Genomic DNA, 23,565 nt, shown 5'->3' with positions numbered 1-23,565 from the left:
ATGAGCAGCGAAACATTATCTTTAGCCAAACAGCTGATTTCACGCCCGTCCATTACGCCGGCCGACGAAGGTTGCCAGCAATTATTAGGTGAGCGTCTGGCGGCACTCGGTTTCGAGCTGGAAACGCTGGTGTTTGAGGACACCACCAATTTATGGGCGCGGCTGGGCCGTGGCAAACCGGTCTTCTGTTTTGCTGGCCATACCGATGTGGTGCCGCCGGGCGATCCCAGTGACTGGTCATCACCACCGTTTGAGCCGACCATTAAGGATGGCTACCTGTTCGGCCGGGGCGCAGCGGATATGAAAGGCAGTCTGGCGGCCATGATCGTTGCTGTCGAAGCGTTTTTAGAGCACAACCCGCAACCACTGCCCTTTGATCTGGCGTTTCTTATCACCAGTGACGAGGAAGGCCCTTTTATTAACGGAACCAAACGCGTCATCGAAACCCTCGAGGCACGTGACGAAAAAATCACCTGGTGTATCGTCGGCGAGCCGTCCAGTACCGAGCGCTTGGGTGATGTGGTGAAAAACGGCCGCCGTGGCAGCCTTACCGGCGACCTTGCCGTGCATGGTGTCCAGGGGCATGTTGCCTACCCACACCTGGCTAAGAATCCGGTCCACGACGCTGCCGCAGCGTTGCATCAGTTAGCTCAGCAGCGCTGGGACGATGGCAATGAGTATTTTCCGCCGACCACCTTTCAAATCTCTAATATCCATGCCGGCACCGGCGCCGGTAACGTTATTCCGGGACGGCTCGATGTGCAATTTAACTTCCGTTTCTCAACCGAACTTACGGCGCAACAACTCAAACAGCAAGTAGAGGCCATTCTTACCGAGCATAACTTGGATTATCATCTAAACTGGACATTAAACGGGCCGCCTTTCCTAACCGAACCTGATATTTTGGTTGACGCGGTGCAAACGGCCCTGACACGCTGCTGTGGTGAACCGGCGCAGTTGTCCACTGCCGGTGGTACGTCTGATGGACGCTTCATTGCTCCGACCGGCGCTCAGGTGATCGAACTCGGCCCGGTCAATGCCACCATTCATAAGGTTAATGAGTGCGTACGAGTCAGCGACTTGGAGCAACTGACTGAGGTTTACCAAGCAACATTAGAGGAGTTGCTGAGTTTATGCCAGAGCAACTGAGTATTGCTCAACTGACCGGCCAAACGGACAGCCACTTAACCACGCTGGCGGGCGAGCAGGCGAAGCTTCACCCGCTGGCTGCTGAGGCTTACCTGAAAATGCGCGCGGCAGCAGAAGACGCGGGCATTTCGCTGGCAATTGCCTCGGGGTTTCGTTCGCTGCAACGGCAATTGTCGATCTGGAACCGTAAATGGCAAGGCCAGCAAAGCGTACTGGATAAAAACGGTCAGCCTCTGACGGTCACGGCCTTAGAGCCCGCCGCACTGATGCATGCCATTTTACATTGGTCCGCCCTGCCCGGCGCCAGCCGTCATCACTGGGGAAGTGATTTTGACGTGTTCGACCCGCGACCGTTTCGCGATGGCAGCAACACGTTACAACTGGTGCCGTCGGAATACTGCGATCCCAGTGGCCCTTGTTTTCATGTCTGGCAATGGCTTACAGAGCACGCACACGAGTTTGGCTTTTTCTTTCCTTACGCACGTTATCAAGGTGGCGTAGCACAGGAACCATGGCACCTGAGCTATCGTCCGCTGGCAACTCAGTTACAACAGCAGTTAAGCTTAACGGTGCTCACGGAGTTACTGCAATCACTGCCGTTAGAGGGCAAAACGACGGTGTTGGAACAGTTGCCGCACATCCAAAAACAGTACATCAACAACATAAGCGAGGATAACGGATGGACCAACACTTGGTGTGGCTACTCATCCTTTTAGTGATCGGTGTCGTGGTCAGTAATTTAATGGTGCTGAAATACACCAGCAAATTCAAATGGCCAACCAACAAGGACACCAACGAGGACAATAGTACAGACAAAAAAACACCGGACAATGAAACATCATCCGGTGCGGAGAACAACAAACCTTCGGCGTCGGATCGCTCGCAGTAGCGAGCGAAACCTCATCAGGACAGCTGCACACCTAAGCGTTGTGCGACTTCGCGATAGGCCTCAACTACACCGCCTAAGCCTTGACGGAAGCGGTCCTTATCGAGTTTCTCACGGGTCTTAGCGTCCCATAAGCGACAACCATCTGGGGTAAATTCATCGCCCAGTACCAATTCGCCGTCGCAGACACCAAACTCCAGTTTGTAATCAACCAAGATCAGACCCGCCTGCTCAAACAACGACTTGAGTACGGCATTAACCTTGAAGGTCAGGGTTTTCATTTGCTCAATTTGTTCTTTGGTCGCCCAGCCAAAGGCTTGAATGTGATATTCGTTAACCATTGGGTCATGCAATGCATCATTCTTCAGGAAAAACTCAAAGGTCGGCGGATTTAACGCTTTCCCTTCTTCAACGCCCAGACGGCGCACCAGCGAGCCTGCAGCAACGTTGCGAACCACACATTCTACCGGGATCATATCGAGCTTCTTAACCAGCGATTCGTTGTCACTGAGCAAACGATCCAACTGAGTTGGAATGCCAGCCTCTTCCAGCCGTGTCATGATGAAGTGGTTAAAACGATTGTTAACCATACCTTTATCATCTAACTGCTCGACTTTTTCACCATCAAAGGCAGACGTATCGTTACGAAACTCAAGTATCAGCCGATTAGGATCATCGGTTTGATAAACGGTTTTCGCTTTACCGCGGTACAACTCACTGCGTTTTTCCATGACTGGGCAAACCCTTATATTAACGTTGATTTTGCTCTTGCAAGGCGTCTGCAAAAGCGTTTTCGATGGCTTTTAACCAAGCTTCACTAACCACTTCGCCGTCGCGTAATACGGTCATTGAGGTGTCATCATTATACTCGACCAAACGGACTTCGTATTCCCCTTCTTCAATATCAAGCGCCTCATAATCATCGCCGCCCATGAATAGGAAGCCACTGTCAGGCTTGCTGTACTCAACAAAATAAGTACCAGCGTCACGGTTAAGATCGTCGACAATCAGACCAATTTGATCCAGCGCCAGACCCGTCAATGGCCACGCATTCTCAAACGACATACCGATAATAAAGGCAGGCTGCTGCTTGTTGTTCGTTGCCAGGGTCAACGGTACCACTTGGTTACCCTCCGCAATAACACCCTCCTGCTGCAGACGGTTAACTTCGGAGATCACCGCATTGAGTAACGCCACCTCAGTGTTGGTTTGCAACAACTCCGACATTGGTTGAGCCTTGCCGTCGCGCTTTTCTGTTACATCTTTAAGGTCGATGGTTAACGAGGTGGTGCGGCCATGAGACGCAGGGTCCTGGCTTAACTGATAACGATAGCTGCGTTCCAGGCGACGTGTGCTGTTTTCACCAAAATCCCAAAAACTGCTGTCTTCAGCTTCCAGTTCCATCGCACGCGTTACCGGCTCGCTCAACCAGGTAGTTTGATCAACTTGTTGCCACTGAATGTTTCGACGTTGCAGGACATTCTCTGCCGCACGCCAAACAAAATCGACAACCGCTCCACCCATACCGTCAACCACATCAAAATAAACCGTGGTCTGCTGTTCATTTTCCAGTACTCGACTGCCCAGCGCAACGGGACGTACCAGCCGCGGTGACATGACATTGACGTCAGCCCCAACGTTTCCGGCCGCGATCTGATTGGCTGGCACCTCGTAATCACTTTCGGTTTCCGGCGCTTCAAGTTCTGAAGGCACGACCAATGCGGAAGGTTGGTTCATCTGCGCGTAGTCAAAATCTCCACTGGCCTGCTCTTTCGGCCCGCTGGAACATGCCGACAAGGCGGTGGCTGCGGCTACCACTGTAGCAACGCGAGTTAATTTCATTACGACTCCTGAGAATTTAATAAATCCAGTTCGGCTAACACCGCTTCGATTTTTTCTTGATGATGAAGTTCCGGCGGGGTTAACGGTAACCGATAATTTGCACTGCACCAACCCATCAACGCCAATGCCCATTTTACCGGGATAGGGTTTGACTCAATAAACAACACCTGGTGCAACGCCTCTAGTTGCTTGTCAATCGCTTCAGCTTCTGCGCGCAGACCTTGAGTAGCTGCTTCAACGAGCGCTTTCATCTGTGCCGGTACAACGTTAGCGGTAACACTGATCACGCCATCACCGCCGGCCAGCATAAACTCCCGGGCGGTCGGGTCATCACCACTTAACAGGATGAAATCATCACCGCAACGACGCCTCAAATCCGCGACGCGGCTAATGTCGCCGGTTGCTTCTTTGATACCAATAATTCCGTCAATGGCCGCCAATTGCTCAATCACATCCGGGGTCATATCCAGTGCGGTGCGACCTGGCACGTTATAAAGAATTTGAGGTATGTCACTGACTTCAGCGCAGGCTTTGTAGTGAGCAATAAGGCCTGCCAGCGAGGGTTTGTTGTAGTAGGGGGTAACGTTGAGGAAACCGTCGACACCGAGGTGACTCATTTTTTCGGTCAACTGCACCGCTTCACTGGTTGAATTTGAACCGTTACCACCAATCACACCTATGCGGCCATCCGCCAATTCCACCATCGCACTGACAACGTCAATGTGCTCCTCATGGCTAAGTGTGGTAGATTCGCCCGTGGTTCCTACCGCGACGATAGCGTCAGTTCCAGCCTCTACGTGACGGTTAACCAAATACTCTAATTCGCTATAATCGATATTGCCGTATTTGGTAAAAGGCGTAACTAACGCAACAATACTACCCTTTAGCATATCTACTCCGTATAAAAAATTGCGGCTTACAATGGTAATGGCACACCAATATAAAGACAAGACTAGGAACATAGTTGCGTGCAATGGTTCCATCAATTTTTAATCCAAACCGCACTAAGGTATTCTATAACTCATTAGCTTTCATCAAATCATCAAGGGAGATCCGAATGGAACGTTTACAAGCTGGCGATAAAGCCCCTATGTTTGAACTGGCTGACGCCAATGAAAATACCGTTAAACTGGCCGAGTTACTGCAGCAACACCGGGTGCTGGTCTATTTTTATCCAAAAGCAATGACCCCGGGTTGTACGGTACAGGCGCAAAACTTGCGGGACCAAAAAGATAAGCTGGCCGAGCACAACGTCATCTCAGTTGGCATCAGCCCGGACGCACCTAAGCGTTTGGCTAAGTTCACCGAGCGCGACGAATTAAACTTCACACTGTTGAGTGACGAGGATCACCAGGTCGCCGATCAATTTGGCGTCTGGGGACCGAAAAAATTCATGGGTAAAGAATACGACGGCATTCACCGCATCAGCTTTTTAATCGAGCAGGACGGCACCATCAGCCAGGTATTTGATAAGTTCAAAACCAAGAACCACCATGAGGTGGTCCTCGACGCTCTGAATGATAACAACTAACCGGCGTTAGTTTGTTGTTCAACCCCACTGGACCAGGCGGTTAATACGGCTTTGACCAGACTGGCCAGTGGGATTGCGAAAAACACCCCCCAAAAGCCCCAGATACCACCAAAAACCACCACTGCAGCAATGATATAAACGGGATTTAAACTGACCGCCTCCGAAAACAAAATCGGCACCAGCAAGTTACCGTCCAACGCCTGAATAATAAAGTAGGCAACCGCTATCCAGGCGAAGGTTGAGGTTGGACCGAATTGAAAAAAGGCCACCAACAACACCGGGATGGTCACAACAGCCGCACCAATATAAGGAATTAATACGGAAAAACCGACCATAATCGACAACAACGCCGCGTACCGCAGGTCGAACGCAAAGAAAGTGATAAAACTGACGACCGCCACCACCACCACTTCAATCGCTTTACCGCGAATGTAGTTCATGATTTGTAGGTTCATTTCCTGGCCAACCTGACTGATTAATTGGCGGTTAGACGGCAGCACGCGATTCAGGTGCGACATCAGCTCATCGCGATCTTTCAACATAAAGAACACCAGCAGAGGCACCACAATCAGATACACCATAATGGCCATCACGTTGGCAATCGAGCTCAATGACAACGTCAGCAATTGTTCGCCCATGGCAACCGCCCGACGGCGCAGGCTTTGCATCAGTTCGTTGATCTGTGCCTGATCGATAATGTTAGGGAACAGTTCGGGTAGCTTGTGCAGCCAAATCTGCACATTCGTCAACATTTCCGGCAGTTCCGTAACCAGTGTCGTGCTTTGCTGCCAGATAACCGGCACCAGTGTTACCACCAGGATAAGCGCCAGCGCCACAAACAGCGTAAAAGTAACAATACTTGCCAACAGCCGTGATAAACCGAGGTGCATCAGTCGGGTAACCGGCCAGTCCAACAAGTAGGCCAGCGCGACAGCAATAAGGATGGGCGCCAGTAAATTGCCAAAAAAGACGATCAGAGATACCCCAAATACCAGCAACAAAAATAGTGTTACGGCGTTAGGGTCAGAAAACTTACGGTTATACCATTGTTTTAGGTAATCCAGCATGTCGTTAATACCTCGGAGCTACTGCTATCATCATATCAGCCCTTGCAATCTTTCCATAACCCCATAGAGTAAAAAGGAACTATTTTTTAATTACTAACTCATAGCAACAGCAGGTTGTTAACTCAAGAGCCGTACATGCCATCCTTTCGTCATACATTAATCACAATTTGTAGTGTTGCCCTGCTAACCGGGGTAAGTTCGGTATCTGTGGCGCAAGATCATTCGCGTCTGCCACAAATGGGAACCACCGGGGCCGGCTTTATGAGTGTCGAACGGGAACGACTGATTGGCGATTATTATATGCGTCAGGTACGAGCCCAGGCACCCATTATTGCCGATCCGGCACTGGACAGTTATTTAGCCGAACTCGGCAACAGCTTAGTGCGCCACGCCGACAGTGTTCGTTACCCGTTTAATTTTTTCTGGATCAATAATCCCGAAATTAATGCCTTTGCGTTTTTCGGAGGCTATGTTGGTGTGCATACCGGGCTGATCCAGGAAGCCCGTAACGAATCGGAACTTGCGGCCGTACTCGGCCACGAGATTGCTCACGTAACCCAGCGTCATATCGTGCGCCGAATGCAGGAACAGCAACGCAGTATGCCGATGACCATCGCCGGACTGGTGGGTTCGATCTTGCTCGGCATGGCCAATGCCGAAGCCGGTGCCGCCGGGCTGTATGCCACCATGGGTATGTCGCAGCAATCACAAATCAATTATACCCGTTTGTACGAACAAGAAGCTGACCGAATTGGTATGGGCGTATTGGCCAATGCGGGCTACGATCCGGCCGGAGCGCCTAACTTTTTTGGTCGCTTGGCGGAAAAATATCGGTATGTCAGCAAGCCGCCGGAGATGCTAATGACGCACCCGCTGCCAGAATCCCGTATCGCCGATACCCGCGCTCGGGCAGAAAGTATGCAACGCCGCAACGTCGCGCCCAGCCTCGATTTTCATTTAGCCAAGGCGCGAGTGGATGCCCGTTATACACGGTCCAGCACCGAATCTGAACTGCAGGCGCTCAGCAACAGCACTGACCCGTTCGCGCGTCAATATGGCTTGTACGCCCTAGCTATAAGGGCTTTGGACGATGGCAATGCCGAGCGCGCCGCTGAACATCTGGCGCCGTTGTTAGCCCAGACTCCACGCAACCGTTTTTATCTCGACGTGCAAACGGATATTTTGCTGCAGCAACAACGCTACGACGAAGCACTCAACCTGCTGAGAGATGCCTACCAACGCTCACCCAATGAGCCGGTGGTAACCCTTAACTTTGCCAACGCAGCCATCGAAGCCGGTGAGATTTCACTTGCCATCGACTTGTTGCGCCACTTCTTACTGGAAAATAACCATCATATATTGGCGCTGGACCTGCTCACCAACGCCTATGAACGCAGTGCTAACCGTGCCGCGATGTACGAAACACGCGCTGAGGCATTAGCGTTGCGCGGTAACTTCAAACTGGCCATTGACCAGTTGCATACCGCACACAATCACACCAATAACGACGTAACCTTAAAGCGCCTGAACGCCCGTATCGACCAATTAAGGGCGCAACTGGAACAGGCACAAAACCTAATGTGACTCCGACACCGCTGCGCGCAGTGAAGTCAGCGTCTGCTCTCCCATCATCGGCCCTTTCACCCGGCCGTCAGGGAACACGACATAAGTTGCCGGCAACATTTTCGGACGTTCGAACGGATAATTTGCCGGCGGTTGTGCCAACGCTAATGGGTAGTCGATGCCATGCCGTTGGGCCAGAGCCCTTATTTGCTCATTATCAAGCGGATCAAAACTCACCCCTATCAACTTAAGCTCGGGGTTGTTGGCCACATCCTGATGATAAAACTCATTCAACTCAGGCAATTCGCGAAGGCAAGGGGCACACCATTCAGCGAAATAATTAATTACGACGGTGGCGTCTTGCTGTTGCCAACTGACGTTGTCATCGGCGGTTGTGGCAATGTCAGGTTGTGGCGAGCACGCGCCGAGCAGCAGCACGGCTAGCCATGACAAATATCTATGTTTCATTTTTATTGTCCTGTTTTTATCGAGATTTTTGCCTTCATTTAACGCTTTGCGGTAACATGAAGCTACCTTTATCGAATATCACGCAAGAGTCAATCGCATGAGTGAATTAACCATCTATCATAACCCCCGCTGTTCAAAATCTCGCCAAACACTGGCGCTTATCGAAGAACGTGACGCTCAGCCTACTGTGGTTGAATACTTAAAAACGCCACCGAACGCCGCTGAATTAACGCGCATTCTGGAATTATTACAATTACAGCCAAAACAACTGATGCGCACCAAAGAAGACCTGTATAAAGAACTGGGTCTGGCGGACGTCGATGATAACGATACCTTGATTACCGCCATGGTTAATAATCCCAAACTGATTGAACGACCGATCGTGATTAACGGCGATAAAGCAGTGATTGGCCGTCCTCCGGAAAACGTACTCGATATCCTATGACAACGTCCTCTACTCAGGTCATTATTTTGTATTTTAGCCGTGGCGGCGCCACTCAACGGCTCGCTGATGCCATTGCTGAAGGTGTAACCGCCGCCGGGGGGGAAGCGCTGTTGCGCACGGTTAACAGCGATGCTGACGCAGCCAGCGCCCGCGATATGGTGATTGAACGCGACGAACTGACGCGATGCGATGCGCTGTTGTTGGGTAGCCCAACCCGCTTTGGTCACATGGCGTCGGCGTTGCAAAAGTTTTGGGAAAGCACCAGTAACGACTGGCTTAAAGGTGTCTTGATCAACAAGCCCGGCGCGGTGTTTACCTCGACCTCATCATTGCATGGCGGTCAGGAAACCACCCTACTGTCCCTGGCACTGCCACTGCTTCACCACGGTATGTTGTTAACCGGTGTGCCTTACTCACAGCCCAGTGTGCATGGTCGCGATGGTGGAGGCTCTCCTTATGGTGCCAGTTTTTTGAATGATCGCACCAGCCTGACCAGCAGCGAACAACAAACCGCTTTTGCGCTCGGTCGCCGGGTCTGTCAAATTGCAACCGCCTGCCGTCACGCAACCATTGAGGACTGAACCGTCATGATGCCCAGACAACCGCGTTTCTATCGCGTTTTAACCCAGCTTTGCTACTGGCCTTTACTGCTTTTTGTGGTGCTTTGGCACACACTTTTGCAGGATCCCGACAGTGTCAGCTTACCCTTACCTCTAGCGTTACTGTTTTGGGTACTGCCGCTGTTATTCCCGTTACCGGGTCTGGTAAAAGGTAAAGCCTATACCCACGCCTGGTTCAACTTTATTCTCATGTTTTACTTTTTGCACGCACTGACCACACTGTATACCCATCCGAGCGAATTCTGGTTGGCGCTGGTGGAATTACTGTTAACCAGCGGTGCGTTTGTCGGCGCGACCGGCTATGCCCGTTATCAGGGACGCGCTCAAGGACTTGGCTTAAAGAAACAACGGCAGGATTAAATCGACAGCGTTTGTTTAACAAAGGGAATGGTTAAACGACGCTGTTGCGCCATCGACGCCGTATCAAGTTCATTTAAATAACGTAATAGCTCGCGCATATCGCGCCCCAGCCGGTGCAACATAAATTGTGCGACATCAGCCGGCAGTTGCAGACCTCGCCAACCCGCTCGCAACGACAGCGCCTTGGCTTTATCAGCGTCATCCAGCGGCGTTAACTGGTAAGCCGTTGACCATTGCAGGCGCGACTTTAAGTCAGGCAGCGTAACCTCGGTTTGCGCTGCCGCCTGGGACGCGGTCATCACCATGCGCACGGTCTTTTCATCGGTTATCCGGTTTATCAGCGCAAACAGCTCAAAACACCAGTCCGCGCGATCTAATACCGCATCCACATCGTCAATACACAACAGATCAAAGTGATGCATTCCCTCAAGCACAGCAGCCGCATCTTCGATGCGTTGCAGTTCATTAAACGGCAGATACATCACCTTTTTATTGGCGTGATTGGCCGCTGCTAAGGTTGCATGCAACAAGTGGCTTTTGCCGCTGGCGGCAGGCCCGGAAATCCAGGTAAAGCGGTCGGTTTTGCCCGGCCCCGCATGACGTTGCGCCATTTGCGTCAGCCAATCAACGGCTTCACTGTTCTGTCCGCGATAAAACGTCGCAAACAGTTCGTCATCCGGTAATTGTACCTGTAAGGGCAGTTGCTGAGGCATCGGTTGTTGCTGTGGCATTAATTGGCTACCCAACGATAAACGCTTTGTTGCTGACGCTTAGGTTCAATAAACGGGCTGACGTCCTGAGAAACCAGGCGACCGTCTAGCTGAATGGTTTGCAATAAATGATCCTCACTACCACGCACCACCACAGTAAACTGCGCGCGTTCGGTGCTGTATTGTTGTAGTCGCACCGACTCTACCGATGCCACTGAACTGAGAAACTGCTCCAGCGCCAGCACATCCTGCCAACGTTGCAACTGCTGCACTTCCAGCGCTACCTCGATTAACTCCTGCTGATCCGAGCTCACCACGCTGTAAGTTTTCGCCAACTGTTGCAGTAAATCATTAACAAAAGGTTCTGCTAACCAATCCTCACTTTGTGCGTACACCACGCCATTCAGGCGTCGAGACTCGACATCAACAGACCAGTCAAGACGGTAGGTCTGATCCGGGTTCTCAGGATTTTCAAGGCGGGTAATACGTGCCATCAGGTACCCATCGGACGCATAGCGACGGCTCGCCTTGGCAACGGGTTGCGTGAAGCGCCCCCAGACATCGGTGGGGCTAACGGTCATCGCATCGGTTAAGTCCAATAACGGTAACTGAATAGGAATACCGGCAGCACGGGCAAAGGTTCGTAATTGTTGAGTAAAGATCGACTCATCGCCGCTGCCAATCAACTGACGGCGGTTGTTATCCTGTTCATGGGCAATCCACAATAACAATTCCGGTCGGCGGCTTCCCCAGTAAGGCAATTCATTATCCGCCAACAACTGCCTCAGTTTACGCCCGTCAAAGGTCGCTTCCAGTTGTTGTTGCGAACCCTGCCGCTGGTAACCATATTGCAGCAAATAATCGTTAACATTCCGACGCGCTGATTGCACCGCCTGGTGTTCCAACAGAGCCGACTGACCGGTGACCTTAATGATCACCTGATCAAACGCGGCACGGATTGCCTGCTGACGTTGCTGACTGGCCTGAGAACTTACATCGACTCGCGCGCTGTAAAGATCCTCGATCAATTTAGCCGCCGTCGAACCGCTCCACGGCAATGCAACCATGCAGATGATCATCAGTGCAACTAAACGAGTTTTACAATTCATGCTGCTGCTTCGTTTTTAAGGTGTTGTGTGCATCTTAAACAGCCGTATTCGTAACAGCAAGTGACAACTTGTGGATAAGCCTGTGGGAATCGTAAAAGCCTGCTAGTCAAACCGACTTATGACCGCTAGAATAGCGGAAAATTCTAGCAATCAGGGTCGGCCATGCTTAAAAAGCAACTTCGAGGGATCAGTTCACTTTTATCCAGCATCAGTTTGATTGGTGTTTGTGTGGGCATGACCAGTACCCTACTCAGTTTACGCGCAACCATCGAAGATTTCGGTACCCTGGTCACCGGTTTTATCATGTCAGCCTATTTTATTGGCTACCTGTTCGGTTCAACCCGCGCGCCCAAAGACATTCGCCGAGTCGGCTACATCCGATCCTTCGGCGGCCTCGCGGCATTGGCCGCATTCAGTGTGTTGGTGCAAGCCATCTGGGTTGATCCCATTGTCTGGTTTGTGATGCGCTTTATTACCGGTTTTGCGATTTCCGGCATCTTCGTGATCGCCGAGAGCTGGCTTAATACCATGGCCGATAACCGCAGCCGCGGCACGCTGCTGTCCGTCTATCTGGTTATTATTTATACCGGCCTGATCGCCGGCCAGCTGATTTTGGGGGTTGCCGACCCGGCTGGCTTTATTGGCTTTGCCATTGTCGCGTTATTAATCAACCTGTCACTGATCCCTATTTTGGTCAGTGTTACGGTCGAGCCAACCACCCACGAAAACAAAAAAGTACCGATTAAAATGTTGTTCAAAACCGTGCCGTTAGGCGTGGTGAATGCCTTTATCATGCAAGCGTGCTATGCGATGTTCTATGGCATTGGTCCAATGTACGCGTCATACATCGGTTTGAGTGTGGTACAGATCACCTTCTTTATGTCGGCGTTTATCGTTGGCGGGCTTCTGTCTCAGGCACCGTTTGGCTTGCTGTCTGACCGCATCGACCGTCGTTTTGTGATCACCATTTGTGCCGGTGGCGGCGCCGTCAGTGCCATCATCCTGTCACAACTCGGTGCCGGTAATGCCTTGTTGATTTATCTGGCGGTCGCGGTATTGGGTGCTTTTATTCTGCCACTGTATTCACTGGGCATGGCTCACACCAACGATTATCTGGAACGTGATCAGATGGTCGGCGCAACCGGTGCCATCATTAAAATTGGTGGTGCGGGCTCCATCATCGGTGCGCCAGCGGTTGCGGCGCTGATGCAATTTGGCGCGATTAACTTTTTCTTCTTACTGTTGGGCGGACTGACGGCGTTTGTGGGGCTTTATTCCCTGTACCGTATTACTCGTCGTGCCAAGGCCGAAGACCAGTTGCACAGCAGCTTTGCGGTATTGGCACCATCACAGACATCGGATGAACTACTGACATCAATGGCGGAAGAATTGCCGGAAGATGAAGAGCAACAGAGCGACGACGTTGATGGCAACGCCGTCCTCAAACGTTAATTTACTCGTTGCTGAGAAGCCCGGAAACCCATTGCTGGGCTTCTTCAATGATGGCGGTAAGATGCTCATCACTGTTAAAGCTTTCGGCGTATATTTTATAAACGGGTTCGGTGCCTGACGGTCGCGCAGCAAACCAGCCATTAGCGGTGGTCACTTTAATACCACCAAACTGAGCGTCATTACCTGGCGCTTTCGTCGCGATTGAGGTTACCGCTTCGCCAGCCAATTGTGGCAATTTCACCTTATAAGCGCGGATACCGGCAAAGGCTTTGTTCTGCTCGGTAGAAGACGCTGTATCCACTCGGCGATAATACGACGTGCCATGTTGCTGACACAGTTGGTCGTAGTATTGACCCGGGTTTTTACCCGTCTTGGCAAGTATTTCTGCCGCCAGCAGTACCATCACAATCCCGTCTTTATCGGTCGTCCAGACCTCGCCGTTACGATCCAGCAAGGTTGCACCAGCGCTTTCCTCGCCGGCAAAGCCGATAGTCTGCGCGGCGAGGCCCGGAGCAAACCATTTGAAGCCAACCGGAACTTCCAGTAACGGTCGTCCGTTATGAGCAACAACACGGTCGATCATGGCACTGGACACCACTGTTTTACCAATCGCCACTTGCTCGTTCCACTGACGCGTCTGGCACAGATAGTCAATGGCAACCGCTAAGTAATGATTGGGGTTAAGTAGACCGTGCGTTGGCGTGACAATGCCGTGGCGGTCGTAATCCGGATCATTGCCACCGGCCAAATCATACTGGTCTTTGTATTGCAGCAGACCGGCCATCGCTGCCGGTGACGAACAGTCCATGCGGATCTGACCGTCTTTGTCCAGCGTCATAAAGCCAAAAGCAGGATCCACGTGTGCGTTGTGCACGGTGATGTCCAACCGGTAGTGCTCGGCAATCTGCCGCCAGTATTTTGCACCAGAACCACCCATCGCATCGATACCAAGTTTGAGCTTGGCGGAGGCAATCGCGTCCATATCGATCACTCGAGTGAGGCTCTCGATGTAGTCGCGACGCCAGTCGCAAAAGACTAACGCTGGATGCTCCAGGACGTCTTCTGATTCACAGGTGTTAACCCCCTGCAAACCGGAGGAAAGCAGCGCATTAGCGTATTTTTCAATGGTTTTGGTGGCGTCGCTGTCGGCCGGCCCACCGTGTGGCGGGTTGTATTTAAAGCCGCCGTCCTGGGGAGGGTTATGCGACGGCGTAATCACGACCCCATCGCAAACATCCTCATGCTCCTTGTTGTAGGTTAAAATGGCGTGTGATATCGCCGGTGTCGGGGTGTAATCGTGCTCCGTTTGCACCCGCACTTCCAACCCATTACCTAAGAACACATCCAGCGCACTCAGATACGCCGATTCGGATAACGCGTGAGTATCCTTGCCAACCAGGATCGGTCCGCGGATACCCTGCTCTTCGCGGTAGGCACAAATCGCTTGCGCGATCGCCAGAATATGCGCTTCGTTAAAGCTACGCTTGAGCGCGCTGCCGCGATGACCCGAGGTACCAAAACTCACTTTCTGGGCCGGATTGCGCGGATCCGGCTCATAAACATAGTAAGCACTGGTCAGTTGCGCAATATTGATCAAATCCGCAGGTGTCGCCTCCTGCCCGGCACGTTCATGCATGGCCATTATAAAAAGTCCCTTATTTTTTCCGCTTCGGCAGCACTGTACCCCAATTGCTCAGCAACTTGCGTCAGCATGGATTTTTTCTTGGTCGTATTGTTGTTGGTTACTACCCAGTAAGGCGAACCCGGGATGGCTTTCGGGTTAGTGCTATTACCGCTGGTGAGCAGTGCCTCCTCGGAGCGGGCAAAATACTGGCGATCACGCCCGCGAATGGTCAGTACTTGCTCAAATTGTTGCGGATGCGATCGATGCAACATGCTGAGAATGTACAGAAACCGTGCGACCACGCTTTTTTGCACATTAACATCCTGCTGGTTGAGGCGGTTAAAGACACTTTCGGTCGCTTTTTCCGGACTCTGTTCAGCGGTTTCGGTGGCAGCGTCCAGCCCGAGCAGACGGCGCAAAATATCCGATGCGCTCTCGCCTATTTGCTGGGTGTGACTTGCTATGTATGCGTACAAATCGTCTTCTACTTCAATTCGTTTCATGAATGGTATTACCTCATCGCCCCTGGTTTTGACCAATGGTTTGCCTAATTCGCTTGCAAGGCAGGCATAAACTCCCGAAAATGATGGCAAAGTTTACCATTAAAGGCATCCAGATGGCAGAGTCAGTAACATTGGAATATCAAACCCTTGGCCAACAGCAACACCCGACGGTGGTGCTCATCCATGGTTTGTTTGGTGACAAAGACAACTTAAAAAGCCTCGCCAGAGCGCTGGAAGACGCGTATTACTGTGTCATGATTGACGCCCGCAACCACGGCGATTCGCCGCACTGCGAGCACATGAGTTACGGTGAAATGGCCGCCGACGTCATCGCCACCTGCGACAGTCTGGGCATCGACGACTTTGCAGTCGTCGGACACTCGATGGGCGGCAAAATTGCGATGCAACTGGCAATGGATTACCCGCAGCGGGTCACTCGTGCCGTGTTTGCTGATATCGCGCCTGCTCAGTATGACGGCACTCATGACGACATTTTAACGGCATTGAAAAACCTCGATCTCAGTCAGGTCAATAGCCGCAGTGATGCCGACAGCGAACTGGCAAACACCGTCAAAAATAAGGGCGTGCGCCAGTTTTTGCTGAAGAATCTGCGGAAGAGCGACGACGGTTACAGTTGGCGGCTCAATATTGATGCCTTAATTGCCAACTACACGACGCTGGCCGGTAACGTCAGTGAGGGCCATTACGCAGGTCCGGTGCTGTTTATCAAGGGCGGTGATTCCAATTATTTAACCGAGGCGCATCGCGACCAAATAAATCAGCGTTTTGATGACGTCGAGGTTAAAGTTATCGAAGGCACAGGGCATTGGTTACATGCAGAAAAGCCGCGTATTTTTAACCGCTTGGTGCGCGAATTCTTAAACCCTTGAGCGACACAGGGTCGTCAGCCGAAGCGCGCTATGGTAGACTATGCGCGATATTAACCAGCCTGAGGTGTACATAATTCATGTTGGCTGAATACTACGAACAAATCGAGATACTGGCGACCAACATTACGCTTGGCATCTTATTTTTATTAATAGGCCTTGCTATTCGCGATGTGTTAAAGCGATCGGCAGTGCCCAAATTCGGCCGTTTCATCGTCTGGCTGGTGTTGTTTCTTGGCTGTTTTGGATTTATCGCCAAGGGCATTATCCAGGTGTATTGGGAATCGGGACTTTGATAAAAGCACCTGCATAGCAATTCACAACACACATGGCAAAAGCAAACAACGATAAAGTAACCATCGACTTATTTGTCGATCAGCCCCGGCGCGGACGTCCCCGCACGAACCCGTTGCCGCGCAGTGAACAGTTGCGCATCAATAAACGTAAACAATTGCTGCGTGACAAACAGCAGGGCAAAAAACGTATTGAGTTAAAAACCGATCGGCAGCTACACCAACAATTAACCGATTTGGCGGAGTCTTTGAACTGTAGCCGAGGGGAATTGGTCGAAGCTGTTGTTAAAGTCGCGTTGGCACGAGAAGACACCTTCCTGCCAGCAGTCATTAACCTTATCAAATCAGGTGAAAATTGATTTATGGCAACCGTAGGAATTTTCTTTGGTAGTGATACAGGCAATACCGAAGCTGTCGCACAAATGATCCAGAAAGAACTGGGTAAAAAGTTAGTCGATGTTAAAGACATCGCGAAGTCCAGTAAAGAAGATATTGCCGGCTATGATTTGTTGCTTTTCGGTATTCCAACCTGGTACTACGGCGAAGCGCAATGCGATTGGGATGACTTTTTCCCAGAACTTGAAGAAATCGACTTCACCGATAAATTGGTCGCTATTTTTGGCTGCGGTGATCAGGAAGATTACGCCGAGTACTTCTTGGATGCGATGGGTATGGTGCGTGACATTGTTGAAGCACGCGGTGCTGTGATTGTGGGTCACTGGCCGACCGAGGGCTATCATTTCGAAGCCTCGAAAGGATTGGTTGATGAAAACCACTTTGTCGGGCTGGGTATTGATGAAGATCGTCAACCTGAACTGACCAAAGAACGTGTGACTAAGTGGTGTCAGCAAGTTTACCAGGAAATGTGCCTGGCGGAGCTGGCAAACGACTAGTAGTTCAGGGTATGCTGAACCCTTGAACTTAATTACGATAACTGATTGGCGACTGATATTATGGCAACAAACGACGAGCAGTTAAAAAAAGCGGGCTTAAAAGTCACTTCTCCGCGCATGAAGATTCTGGAAATTCTGAAAAAACCGGAAAATCAGCATATCAGCGCGGAAGATGTCTACAAGATCCTGCTTGAGCAGAAAGACGAAATTGGTTTAGCAACCGTTTATCGGGTTCTTAATCAGTTTGATGACGCCGGTATCATCACTCGCCATCATTTTGAAGGCGGCCGTTCGGTATTTGAGCTGAGTGCAAAAGAACATCATGACCATCTGGTGTGCTTAACCTGTGGGCATGTGTTTGAGTTTGAAGATGACATCATCGAAGAGCGTCAAGTTCGCATCGCAGAACAGAACAAAATCAAACTGACCAACCACAGCCTATACCTTTACGGTGAATGTCAGCGCGGTGACAACTGCGAGTATAAGCTCGCTGCTGAGGCCGATTAGCATGGCATTGCGCTGGATGATATACGGCGCATACGGGTACTCGGGCAAGTTAATTGCCCGACAAGCCAAAAAGCGTGGTTATTCTCCTATTCTGGCCGGCCGAAACGGCGTTACTCTGGCCGAGTTTGCCCGACATCTGGAATTGCCTTTTCGCGAGTTTTCGTTGCAGGACGTCAACAGCATTAAGCAACAATTAGCGGATGTCGACCTGGTGGTCAATTGCGCCGGCCCTTTCAGCCACACCGCAGCCCCCCTCATGCATGCCTGCATTGCCAGTAAAACCCATTACCTGGACATTACCGGCGAAATTGATGTGTTTGAATACGCTCACAGTCTCTCTGCCAAAGCGGCTGAGGCGGGCATCGTTTTGTGTCCCGGAGCTGGCTTTGACGTTATTCCGACTGACTGTGTGGCTGCGCGATTAAACGCGCAAATGCCCGATGCAACACACCTTGCACTGGGTTTTGATTCGGCCTCACGAATGAGCCGCGGCACTGCCAAGACCAGCGTAGAACGTCTGGGTCAGGGTGGCGCAGCGCGCATTAACGGTACCATAGAAACGGTGCCATTGGCCTGGAAAGCTCGCGAAATCGACTTTGGAGCGGGAAAAAAAATGGCCATGACCATTCCCTGGGGCGATGTTGCGACGGCCTACTACACCACAGAAATACCGAATATCGAAGTCTATATCCCGGCCAGTCCACGCTTGGTAAAACGCTTACGGCGACTTAACCCATTTCGACGCGTGTTTAACTGGCAGTGGGTACAACGCAAACTGAAAGCAAAAATTGAGGCCAACAGCGAAGGCCCGGACAGCAAGGAGCGCGATCGCAATCCAACCTATGTTTGGGGAGAAATTCGCAATGCGCGTGGCGAACATCGAGAGATGCGGGTAAAAGTGAAGAATGGATATTCACTGACCGCCGAAGGCGCGGTAGAACTGGCTGTTTATACGCTGGAGCATCCGCACCCCGGCGGCTTTTATACACCTTCGCGCCTTTACGGCGCGAAGCTACTCGACAAATACATCATCAAATCATAACAAAGCGGCCTAACTGGCCGCTTTGTCGTCTTGTTGTTGTTCGATTTTAGCCCAACTGTCGCGCAGACCAACCGTCTGGTTAAAGATCAAACGCCCTTCTTGCTCGGCGTCCTGATCCAGACAGTAATAGCCTAAACGTTCAAACTGATAGGCTTGTTGCACCTTTGCCTGTGCCAGGTTCGCTTCGACAAAGCCATTTTTGATAACCAATGACTCCGGATTAAGAGCGGCAAACAGATCCTCTTCCGCAGCCGGGTTAGGCACCTGGAACAACCGGTCGTAGACACGGAACTCAGCAGGCACAGCGGTTGCTGCTGAAACCCAGTGAATCACACCTTTGACTTTACGGCCATCGGCAGGATCTTTACCCAAGGTATCCGCATCATAACTGCAGTACACGGTGGTGATGTTGCCGTCCGCATCTTTTTCAACACGATCCGCACGGACCACGTAAGCGTTACGCAACCGGACTTCTTTATCCAACACCAAACGCTTGAACTTTTTATTAGCCGATTCACGGAAGTCCTCACGTTCAATGTACAACGTTTTACTGAAGGTCACCTGACGAGTTCCCATCTCGGGTTTGTTCGGGTGATTTGGCGCTTCTAACGATTCTGTTGCATCATCCGGGTAGTTTTCAATCACCAGCTTAATCGGATCCATTACCGCCATTGCCCGCGGTGCATTCTCGTTTAAGTCATCACGGATACAGGCCTCGAGCATACTCATTTCGACCTGGTTATCCATCTTGGTGACACCGATACGGCGACAAAACTCACGAATGGAAGCCGGTGTATAACCACGGCGACGTAAACCAGCAATGCTCGGTACGCGCGGATCATCCCAGCCACTGACTTTGTGCTCTTCCACCAGCGTATTGATGATGCGTTTACTCATCACCGCATACTGCAGATTCAGACGCGAAAACTCAATTTGCTGTGGATGACAGTCAATGCTGATGTTATCCAACACCCAGTCGTACAAACGGCGGTTATCCTGGAACTCCAACGTGCACAGTGAGTGGGTAATACCTTCCAGCGCATCCGAGATACAATGAGTAAAGTCATACATCGGATAAACACACCATTTATCACCGGTTTGGTGATGATGAGCAAAGCGCACACGGTAAATCACCGGATCGCGCATACACATGAACGGCGAGCTCATATCAATTTTTGCCCGTAACGAACATTCGCCTTCTTTAAATTCACCGGCGGTCATGCGCTGGAACAATGCCAGGTTCTCCGCCGCAGGCGTGTCCCGATAAGGGCTGTTTTTGCCCGGCTCTTTCAGTGTGCCACGCATTTCGCGCATGGTTTCTTGATCAGAGAAGTCAACGTAGGCTAGGCCTTTCTCAATCAACTCAACCGCATAGGCGTGCAACTGGTCAAAGTAATTGGATGAGTACTTAGGCTCACCATCCCACTCATAACCTAACCAGGCAACGTCCTTTTTAATCGACTCGACATAGTCGACCTTCTCTTTCAGCGGGTTGGTATCATCAAACCGTAAATTACAGGTACCGTTATAGTCTTCAGCAATACCGAAATTCAGGACAATCGACTTCGCATGACCTATATGCAAAAAGCCGTTCGGCTCAGGGGGAAAACGTGTTTTCACCGAGTCATGCTTACCCGAAGCCAAATCTTTATCAATAATTTGACGAATAAAATTACTCGGCCGGTGTTCGGTATCTGCCATTAGATTAGAATCTCCAACTACAAGCTACATTCAGAATGATAAGTATCGCGCTATGATCGCAGTTTCTAGGCGTTCTGACAAGCTAGCTGCACATCAAAAAAGCGGTAGTAACGCGCTAATTGTTGTTGCACCTGCTCTATCGTCACGCGGGTGAAGCGCACCTGATCGCCGGGCCGACATTGCGCCAACCGGCTGACATCCAGTGGACTGATGGTACCAAGCTTGGGATAGCCGCCGAGCGTCTGACGATCACATAACATAATGATCGGTTCGCCGTTGGGCGGTACTTGCACAGAGCCGATGTTAATGCCCTCGGACACAATGCCTTTGCCCTGATAGCTTAAGCTATGGCCTTTCAGTCGCACGCCCATGCGATTACTGCTGCTGTCTACGGTAAAATCGTTATAACAAAACGCCTCGCGAACGGTATCCGGAAACTGCTCATACTGATTGCCGGGAATCAGTCCCAACGTTGGTGTTTTCGAATAGTCGGGACGATACTGCCAAGGCACCCGCCGATCAATATCCGCCGTGCTCTTTTCGGTGTTCAAGGTTGCGCCGGATCCAAGTGGCTGGCCATTTTGATGAATGCCGCCGATTTTCTCCCGTACCACGGTTGCGACACTGCCCCACTGCGGTTCCGCCTGAAACCCGCCGGCAACCGCCAGATAAATCCGCAACCCCGCCTGTGCCTGCCCGATGTGCAGAGTTTGACCAGCGGTTGCGCTGTGACTTTGCCAACTATTAAGCGGTTGTTCGTCCAGGCTTAGTTTGGCATCGGCACCGCAAACCGAAAAATGCGTTGGCTCAGTAAAGCGTATGCGGGCGCCACCCAGGGTGATCTCCAGTTGTGCCGCGTCAAAGCGGTTACCCACCAATTTGTTGGCCCATAAAAACGCGTGTTCATCGGCCGGCCCGCCACGGGTCAAGCCTTTGCTGAGATACCCGAAGCGACCAAAATCCTGCAGCGTCATGTACAGACCGGGTTCAATCACTTCAATCATGCAGCGCCTCCGGATTTCCCCCCTGCTCAATAAACTGCTGTCGGGATATCGCTCGAAACTGCACGTAGTCACCAACCTCGAAGGCACTCAAAATACCTTGTTCCGGTTGATACAAGGGGGTTGCTGTGCGGCCGATGATGTTCCAGCCACCGGGCGAGTCGACCGGATAAACGGCGGTTTGCTGCTCGGCCACAGCGACGCTGCCCGCCGGTATTTTTTCACGTGGACGTTGCAACCTCGGAGTCACCAAAGCCTCAGGAAGAATGCCCATGTAACCGAACCCCGGCGCGAACCCGAGTGCAAACACCCGGAACGGCTGAGCGGTGTGTTTTTCGATCAATTCCTGTTTGCTAAGATGATGTGAATCCATCACCCGCTGCCAGTCCGGACCAACGTCATCCCCATAATAAACGTCCAGAGTGTGCAGGCTGCCCTCCGCGCTTGGCGCGTCGTTGACATCCTGCAACATGGGTTCGAGCGCTTGGCGTAGCGCCGCTTCTGACAGCTGTGTCACATCATAGTACAGCATCAGGGTCGAGTAAGCCGGCACCATATCGGTTAGCGGTAACGCACTGTGCAGTAATTGTTGCTGCAATGCCGTTACCCGCTCATTCGCGGCCTCTTCAATACGATCACTGAAGCAAACCATTACCGCGTCAGCACCGGCGTTCAATACCTTAGGGTAAGACGACTCAGTCATGTCAACCGCGCTCCTGTGACTCGTCTCCGTGAATCAGTGTGCGAAGTTTTTCGATGGTGTTAATGGCGCTCGGATTATCCCCATGCACGCACAACGAATCGATGCGGATGTTGAGGGGTTTACCGGTGATGCTGACGATAGCTTCACCTTGGCTAAAACGCCGTCCCTGCTCCAAAATTTGCTCATCATTTTGATACACGGCATCACTGAACTGGCGTGAACGCAAGCGTCCGTTATCGTCATAAGCGCGATCCGCAAAGCCCTCAAAAATCAGCGTAATTCCCTGAGTCTCTGCCCGTTGTTGCCACGCATGATTCTCCGGTGTTGCCATGATCATCAGTGGCAGCGGTTCGCTGCGCTGTTGTTGTAAGGCTGCAACGGCGGCGCAGACGGCATCAAAAGTCTGTCCGTCACTCAGCATGTCGTTATACAGCGCACCGTGGGGTTTGACGTAGTCAACCGTGGTCCCCTGACCGGCCGCTATCGCTTGCAACGCGCCTACCTGGTATTGCACCATGGCGGTAATTTCATCGGGCTTGCAGGCCATATGCCGCCGTCCGAAGCCGACCAAATCCGGATACGCCGGGTGCGCGCCAATGACCACCTCGTGCTGTTTCGCCAGCTTAACCGTATTGAGCATGGTCAGCGGATCGGACGCGTGAAAACCACAGGCGATATTGGCCCAGTCAATGTGTGGCATGAGTAAATCATCAGCGCCCATTTGCCAGGCGCCGAAACTTTCACCAATGTCGGCGTTTAACGCAATCTTTGTCGTATTCATGTCAGCCAGTCTAGCACAAATCAAGAGCCTTTTTTACGCGCTTCGACATCGCCGAGCAGGCGCGTAAAACTGACACAAAACAGGTACAGACCGATACCGATGGTGGCAATTTGCAACGATGGTAGCATCAACACCAACAACTGGTGCTTGGCGAAAATGGCTGCCGCACCGGTCAGTCCCATCGTCGTAATGCCCTGCGCAACCAAGGTTATGGGTCCAAGCCAGGATTCCAGCCGCTGCAACTTTAATAAGGCAAATAAGCCCCCCAACACCAATCCCCAGGCGATGGGTACGCCAAGCTTATACCAACCCAGTTGATAATCGGCGATAGAGGCCACCAACTGATCCTGTGTGGCGGTGTAAAAAAACAGGCCGACAGCGCCGGCTAATATCACAATACGTTTCGATAGATTCATTGTAAGCTGGGT

At 51.5% G+C, this 23,565-nt stretch carries 29 protein-coding genes; 15 read left to right on the top strand and 14 right to left on the bottom strand.

Annotated elements, in window-relative coordinates:
- From dapE to CWE23_RS08255, 3 genes are read left to right on the top strand one after another with little or no spacing between them, the layout of a single operon-like run.
- Entirely contained in the window at positions 1 to 1,149 is a 1,149-nt protein-coding gene (gene dapE / locus CWE23_RS08265; protein ID WP_126819987.1) for a succinyl-diaminopimelate desuccinylase, read from the top strand.
- The gene (locus CWE23_RS08260) at positions 1,134 to 1,865 is read left to right on the top strand and encodes a M15 family metallopeptidase (RefSeq protein ID WP_126819986.1); all 732 of its coding nucleotides are present in this window, start codon (positions 1,134 to 1,136) and stop codon (positions 1,863 to 1,865) included. Before dapE ends, CWE23_RS08260 begins: the two co-directional genes overlap by 16 nt.
- Positions 1,829 to 2,038, top strand: a complete 210-nt coding sequence (locus tag CWE23_RS08255; RefSeq protein ID WP_105306600.1) for a DUF2897 family protein — start codon at positions 1,829 to 1,831, stop codon at positions 2,036 to 2,038. Before CWE23_RS08260 ends, CWE23_RS08255 begins: the two co-directional genes overlap by 37 nt.
- Positions 2,039 to 2,052: 14 nt before the next feature.
- On the opposite strand, the gene purC is transcribed toward CWE23_RS08255, so the two are convergent.
- From purC to dapA, 3 genes are read right to left on the bottom strand one after another with little or no spacing between them, the layout of a single operon-like run.
- Entirely contained in the window at positions 2,053 to 2,766 is a 714-nt protein-coding gene (purC, locus tag CWE23_RS08250; protein ID WP_105306601.1) for a phosphoribosylaminoimidazolesuccinocarboxamide synthase, read from the bottom strand.
- A 19-nt stretch (positions 2,767 to 2,785) separates the two neighbouring features.
- On the bottom strand, positions 2,786 to 3,877 hold the full coding sequence (bamC, locus tag CWE23_RS08245; RefSeq protein ID WP_105306602.1) for an outer membrane protein assembly factor BamC: 1,092 nt from the start codon (positions 3,875 to 3,877) through the stop codon (positions 2,786 to 2,788).
- Positions 3,877 to 4,767, bottom strand: a complete 891-nt coding sequence (gene dapA, locus CWE23_RS08240) for a 4-hydroxy-tetrahydrodipicolinate synthase (RefSeq protein ID WP_105306603.1) — start codon at positions 4,765 to 4,767, stop codon at positions 3,877 to 3,879. The genes bamC and dapA overlap by 1 nt, the downstream gene beginning before the upstream one ends.
- A gap of 167 nt (positions 4,768 to 4,934) precedes the next feature.
- On the opposite strand from dapA, the gene bcp reads away from it, so the two are divergent.
- Positions 4,935 to 5,408 carry a thioredoxin-dependent thiol peroxidase gene (bcp, locus tag CWE23_RS08235; protein WP_157982918.1) on the top strand — a complete coding sequence of 158 codons (474 nt, stop codon included), beginning with the start codon at positions 4,935 to 4,937 and terminating at the stop codon, positions 5,406 to 5,408.
- Here bcp and CWE23_RS08230 read toward each other — a convergent pair.
- Positions 5,405 to 6,475, bottom strand: a complete 1,071-nt coding sequence (locus CWE23_RS08230) for an AI-2E family transporter (protein WP_126819984.1) — start codon at positions 6,473 to 6,475, stop codon at positions 5,405 to 5,407. The two genes, bcp and CWE23_RS08230, sit on opposite strands and share 4 nt — an antisense overlap.
- 135 nt (positions 6,476 to 6,610) lie before the next feature.
- Here CWE23_RS08230 and bepA point away from each other — a divergent pair, with 135 nt between their 5' ends.
- Complete coding sequence (bepA, locus tag CWE23_RS08225) at positions 6,611 to 8,059, top strand: beta-barrel assembly-enhancing protease (protein WP_126819983.1); 1,449 nt, start codon at positions 6,611 to 6,613, stop codon at positions 8,057 to 8,059.
- Here bepA and CWE23_RS08220 read toward each other — a convergent pair.
- Positions 8,051 to 8,506 (bottom strand): TlpA family protein disulfide reductase, encoded by a 456-nt coding sequence (locus tag CWE23_RS08220; RefSeq protein ID WP_126819982.1) that lies wholly within the window; start codon positions 8,504 to 8,506, stop codon positions 8,051 to 8,053. The two genes, bepA and CWE23_RS08220, sit on opposite strands and share 9 nt — an antisense overlap.
- A gap of 97 nt (positions 8,507 to 8,603) precedes the next feature.
- Here CWE23_RS08220 and arsC point away from each other — a divergent pair, with 97 nt between their 5' ends.
- The 3 genes from arsC to CWE23_RS08205 are packed head-to-tail and all read left to right on the top strand — an operon-like array spanning position 8,604 to position 9,931.
- The gene (gene arsC / locus CWE23_RS08215; RefSeq protein WP_126819981.1) at positions 8,604 to 8,951 is read left to right on the top strand and encodes an arsenate reductase (glutaredoxin); all 348 of its coding nucleotides are present in this window, start codon (positions 8,604 to 8,606) and stop codon (positions 8,949 to 8,951) included.
- Positions 8,948 to 9,532 carry a flavodoxin domain-containing protein gene (locus CWE23_RS08210; RefSeq protein ID WP_105306609.1) on the top strand — a complete coding sequence of 195 codons (585 nt, stop codon included), beginning with the start codon at positions 8,948 to 8,950 and terminating at the stop codon, positions 9,530 to 9,532. Before arsC ends, CWE23_RS08210 begins: the two co-directional genes overlap by 4 nt.
- Before the next feature lie 6 nt (positions 9,533 to 9,538).
- Positions 9,539 to 9,931, top strand: coding sequence for a DUF2069 domain-containing protein (locus tag CWE23_RS08205; protein ID WP_198678817.1), 393 nt, complete (start codon positions 9,539 to 9,541; stop codon positions 9,929 to 9,931).
- Here CWE23_RS08205 and hda read toward each other — a convergent pair.
- Together hda and CWE23_RS08195 are read right to left on the bottom strand one after the other, a co-directional pair.
- Positions 9,928 to 10,662 carry a DnaA regulatory inactivator Hda gene (gene hda, locus CWE23_RS08200; protein ID WP_241970588.1) on the bottom strand — a complete coding sequence of 245 codons (735 nt, stop codon included), beginning with the start codon at positions 10,660 to 10,662 and terminating at the stop codon, positions 9,928 to 9,930. The two genes, CWE23_RS08205 and hda, sit on opposite strands and share 4 nt — an antisense overlap.
- On the bottom strand, positions 10,662 to 11,750 hold the full coding sequence (locus tag CWE23_RS08195; RefSeq protein WP_126819980.1) for a DUF2066 domain-containing protein: 1,089 nt from the start codon (positions 11,748 to 11,750) through the stop codon (positions 10,662 to 10,664). The genes hda and CWE23_RS08195 overlap by 1 nt, the downstream gene beginning before the upstream one ends.
- Before the next feature lie 162 nt (positions 11,751 to 11,912).
- Here CWE23_RS08195 and CWE23_RS08190 point away from each other — a divergent pair, with 162 nt between their 5' ends.
- A complete protein-coding gene (locus tag CWE23_RS08190) occupies positions 11,913 to 13,202 on the top strand; it encodes an MFS transporter (RefSeq protein WP_105306611.1) in 1,290 nt (429 codons plus the stop codon).
- A 1-nt stretch (position 13,203) separates the two neighbouring features.
- On the opposite strand, the gene pgm is transcribed toward CWE23_RS08190, so the two are convergent.
- Positions 13,204 to 14,844, bottom strand: coding sequence for a phosphoglucomutase (alpha-D-glucose-1,6-bisphosphate-dependent) (gene pgm, locus CWE23_RS08185; RefSeq protein ID WP_126819979.1), 1,641 nt, complete (start codon positions 14,842 to 14,844; stop codon positions 13,204 to 13,206).
- Positions 14,844 to 15,329 (bottom strand): replication initiation negative regulator SeqA, encoded by a 486-nt coding sequence (gene seqA / locus CWE23_RS08180; RefSeq protein ID WP_105306613.1) that lies wholly within the window; start codon positions 15,327 to 15,329, stop codon positions 14,844 to 14,846. Before seqA ends, pgm begins: the two co-directional genes overlap by 1 nt.
- A gap of 80 nt (positions 15,330 to 15,409) precedes the next feature.
- Between seqA and CWE23_RS08175 the strand changes: the two genes are divergently transcribed.
- From CWE23_RS08175 to CWE23_RS08150, 6 genes are all read left to right on the top strand, one after another.
- Entirely contained in the window at positions 15,410 to 16,219 is an 810-nt protein-coding gene (locus CWE23_RS08175) for an alpha/beta fold hydrolase (protein WP_241970587.1), read from the top strand.
- 77 nt (positions 16,220 to 16,296) lie between these two features.
- On the top strand, positions 16,297 to 16,512 hold the full coding sequence (locus CWE23_RS08170; protein ID WP_126819977.1) for a DUF2788 domain-containing protein: 216 nt from the start codon (positions 16,297 to 16,299) through the stop codon (positions 16,510 to 16,512).
- Positions 16,513 to 16,544: 32 nt separating this feature from the next.
- A complete protein-coding gene (gene ybfE, locus CWE23_RS08165) occupies positions 16,545 to 16,868 on the top strand; it encodes a LexA regulated protein (RefSeq protein WP_126819976.1) in 324 nt (107 codons plus the stop codon).
- Between the two features lie 3 nt (positions 16,869 to 16,871).
- Positions 16,872 to 17,402, top strand: coding sequence for a flavodoxin FldA (fldA, locus tag CWE23_RS08160; protein WP_105306616.1), 531 nt, complete (start codon positions 16,872 to 16,874; stop codon positions 17,400 to 17,402).
- A gap of 60 nt (positions 17,403 to 17,462) precedes the next feature.
- The gene (gene fur, locus CWE23_RS08155; protein WP_105306617.1) at positions 17,463 to 17,909 is read left to right on the top strand and encodes a ferric iron uptake transcriptional regulator; all 447 of its coding nucleotides are present in this window, start codon (positions 17,463 to 17,465) and stop codon (positions 17,907 to 17,909) included.
- A gap of 1 nt (position 17,910) precedes the next feature.
- A complete protein-coding gene (locus CWE23_RS08150) occupies positions 17,911 to 18,951 on the top strand; it encodes a saccharopine dehydrogenase family protein (protein ID WP_126819975.1) in 1,041 nt (346 codons plus the stop codon).
- Positions 18,952 to 18,960: 9 nt separating this feature from the next.
- Here the strand turns inward: CWE23_RS08150 and glnS are convergent, their stop codons facing one another.
- The 5 genes from glnS to CWE23_RS08125 all read right to left on the bottom strand — a co-directional run bounded on the left by glnS (position 18,961) and on the right by CWE23_RS08125 (position 23,553).
- Entirely contained in the window at positions 18,961 to 20,652 is a 1,692-nt protein-coding gene (glnS, locus tag CWE23_RS08145; RefSeq protein ID WP_126819974.1) for a glutamine--tRNA ligase, read from the bottom strand.
- A gap of 65 nt (positions 20,653 to 20,717) precedes the next feature.
- The gene (locus CWE23_RS08140; protein ID WP_126819973.1) at positions 20,718 to 21,656 is read right to left on the bottom strand and encodes a 5-oxoprolinase subunit C family protein; all 939 of its coding nucleotides are present in this window, start codon (positions 21,654 to 21,656) and stop codon (positions 20,718 to 20,720) included.
- Positions 21,649 to 22,356, bottom strand: coding sequence for a 5-oxoprolinase subunit PxpB (gene pxpB / locus CWE23_RS08135; RefSeq protein WP_105306627.1), 708 nt, complete (start codon positions 22,354 to 22,356; stop codon positions 21,649 to 21,651). The genes CWE23_RS08140 and pxpB overlap by 8 nt, the downstream gene beginning before the upstream one ends.
- 1 nt (position 22,357) lies before the next feature.
- The gene (locus CWE23_RS08130) at positions 22,358 to 23,137 is read right to left on the bottom strand and encodes a 5-oxoprolinase subunit PxpA (RefSeq protein ID WP_198678816.1); all 780 of its coding nucleotides are present in this window, start codon (positions 23,135 to 23,137) and stop codon (positions 22,358 to 22,360) included.
- 20 nt (positions 23,138 to 23,157) lie between these two features.
- Positions 23,158 to 23,553, bottom strand: coding sequence for a hypothetical protein (locus tag CWE23_RS08125; protein ID WP_126819972.1), 396 nt, complete (start codon positions 23,551 to 23,553; stop codon positions 23,158 to 23,160).
- Positions 23,554 to 23,565: the final 12 nt, after the last annotated feature.

Origin of the sequence: Idiomarina aquatica (assembly GCF_003987185.1) — a bacterium.
Taxonomy (GTDB): Bacteria; Pseudomonadota; Gammaproteobacteria; order Enterobacterales; family Alteromonadaceae; genus Idiomarina; species Idiomarina aquatica.
Note: the sequence above shows the minus strand (reverse complement) of the source record. Positions and strands in the feature narration are given on the sequence as shown.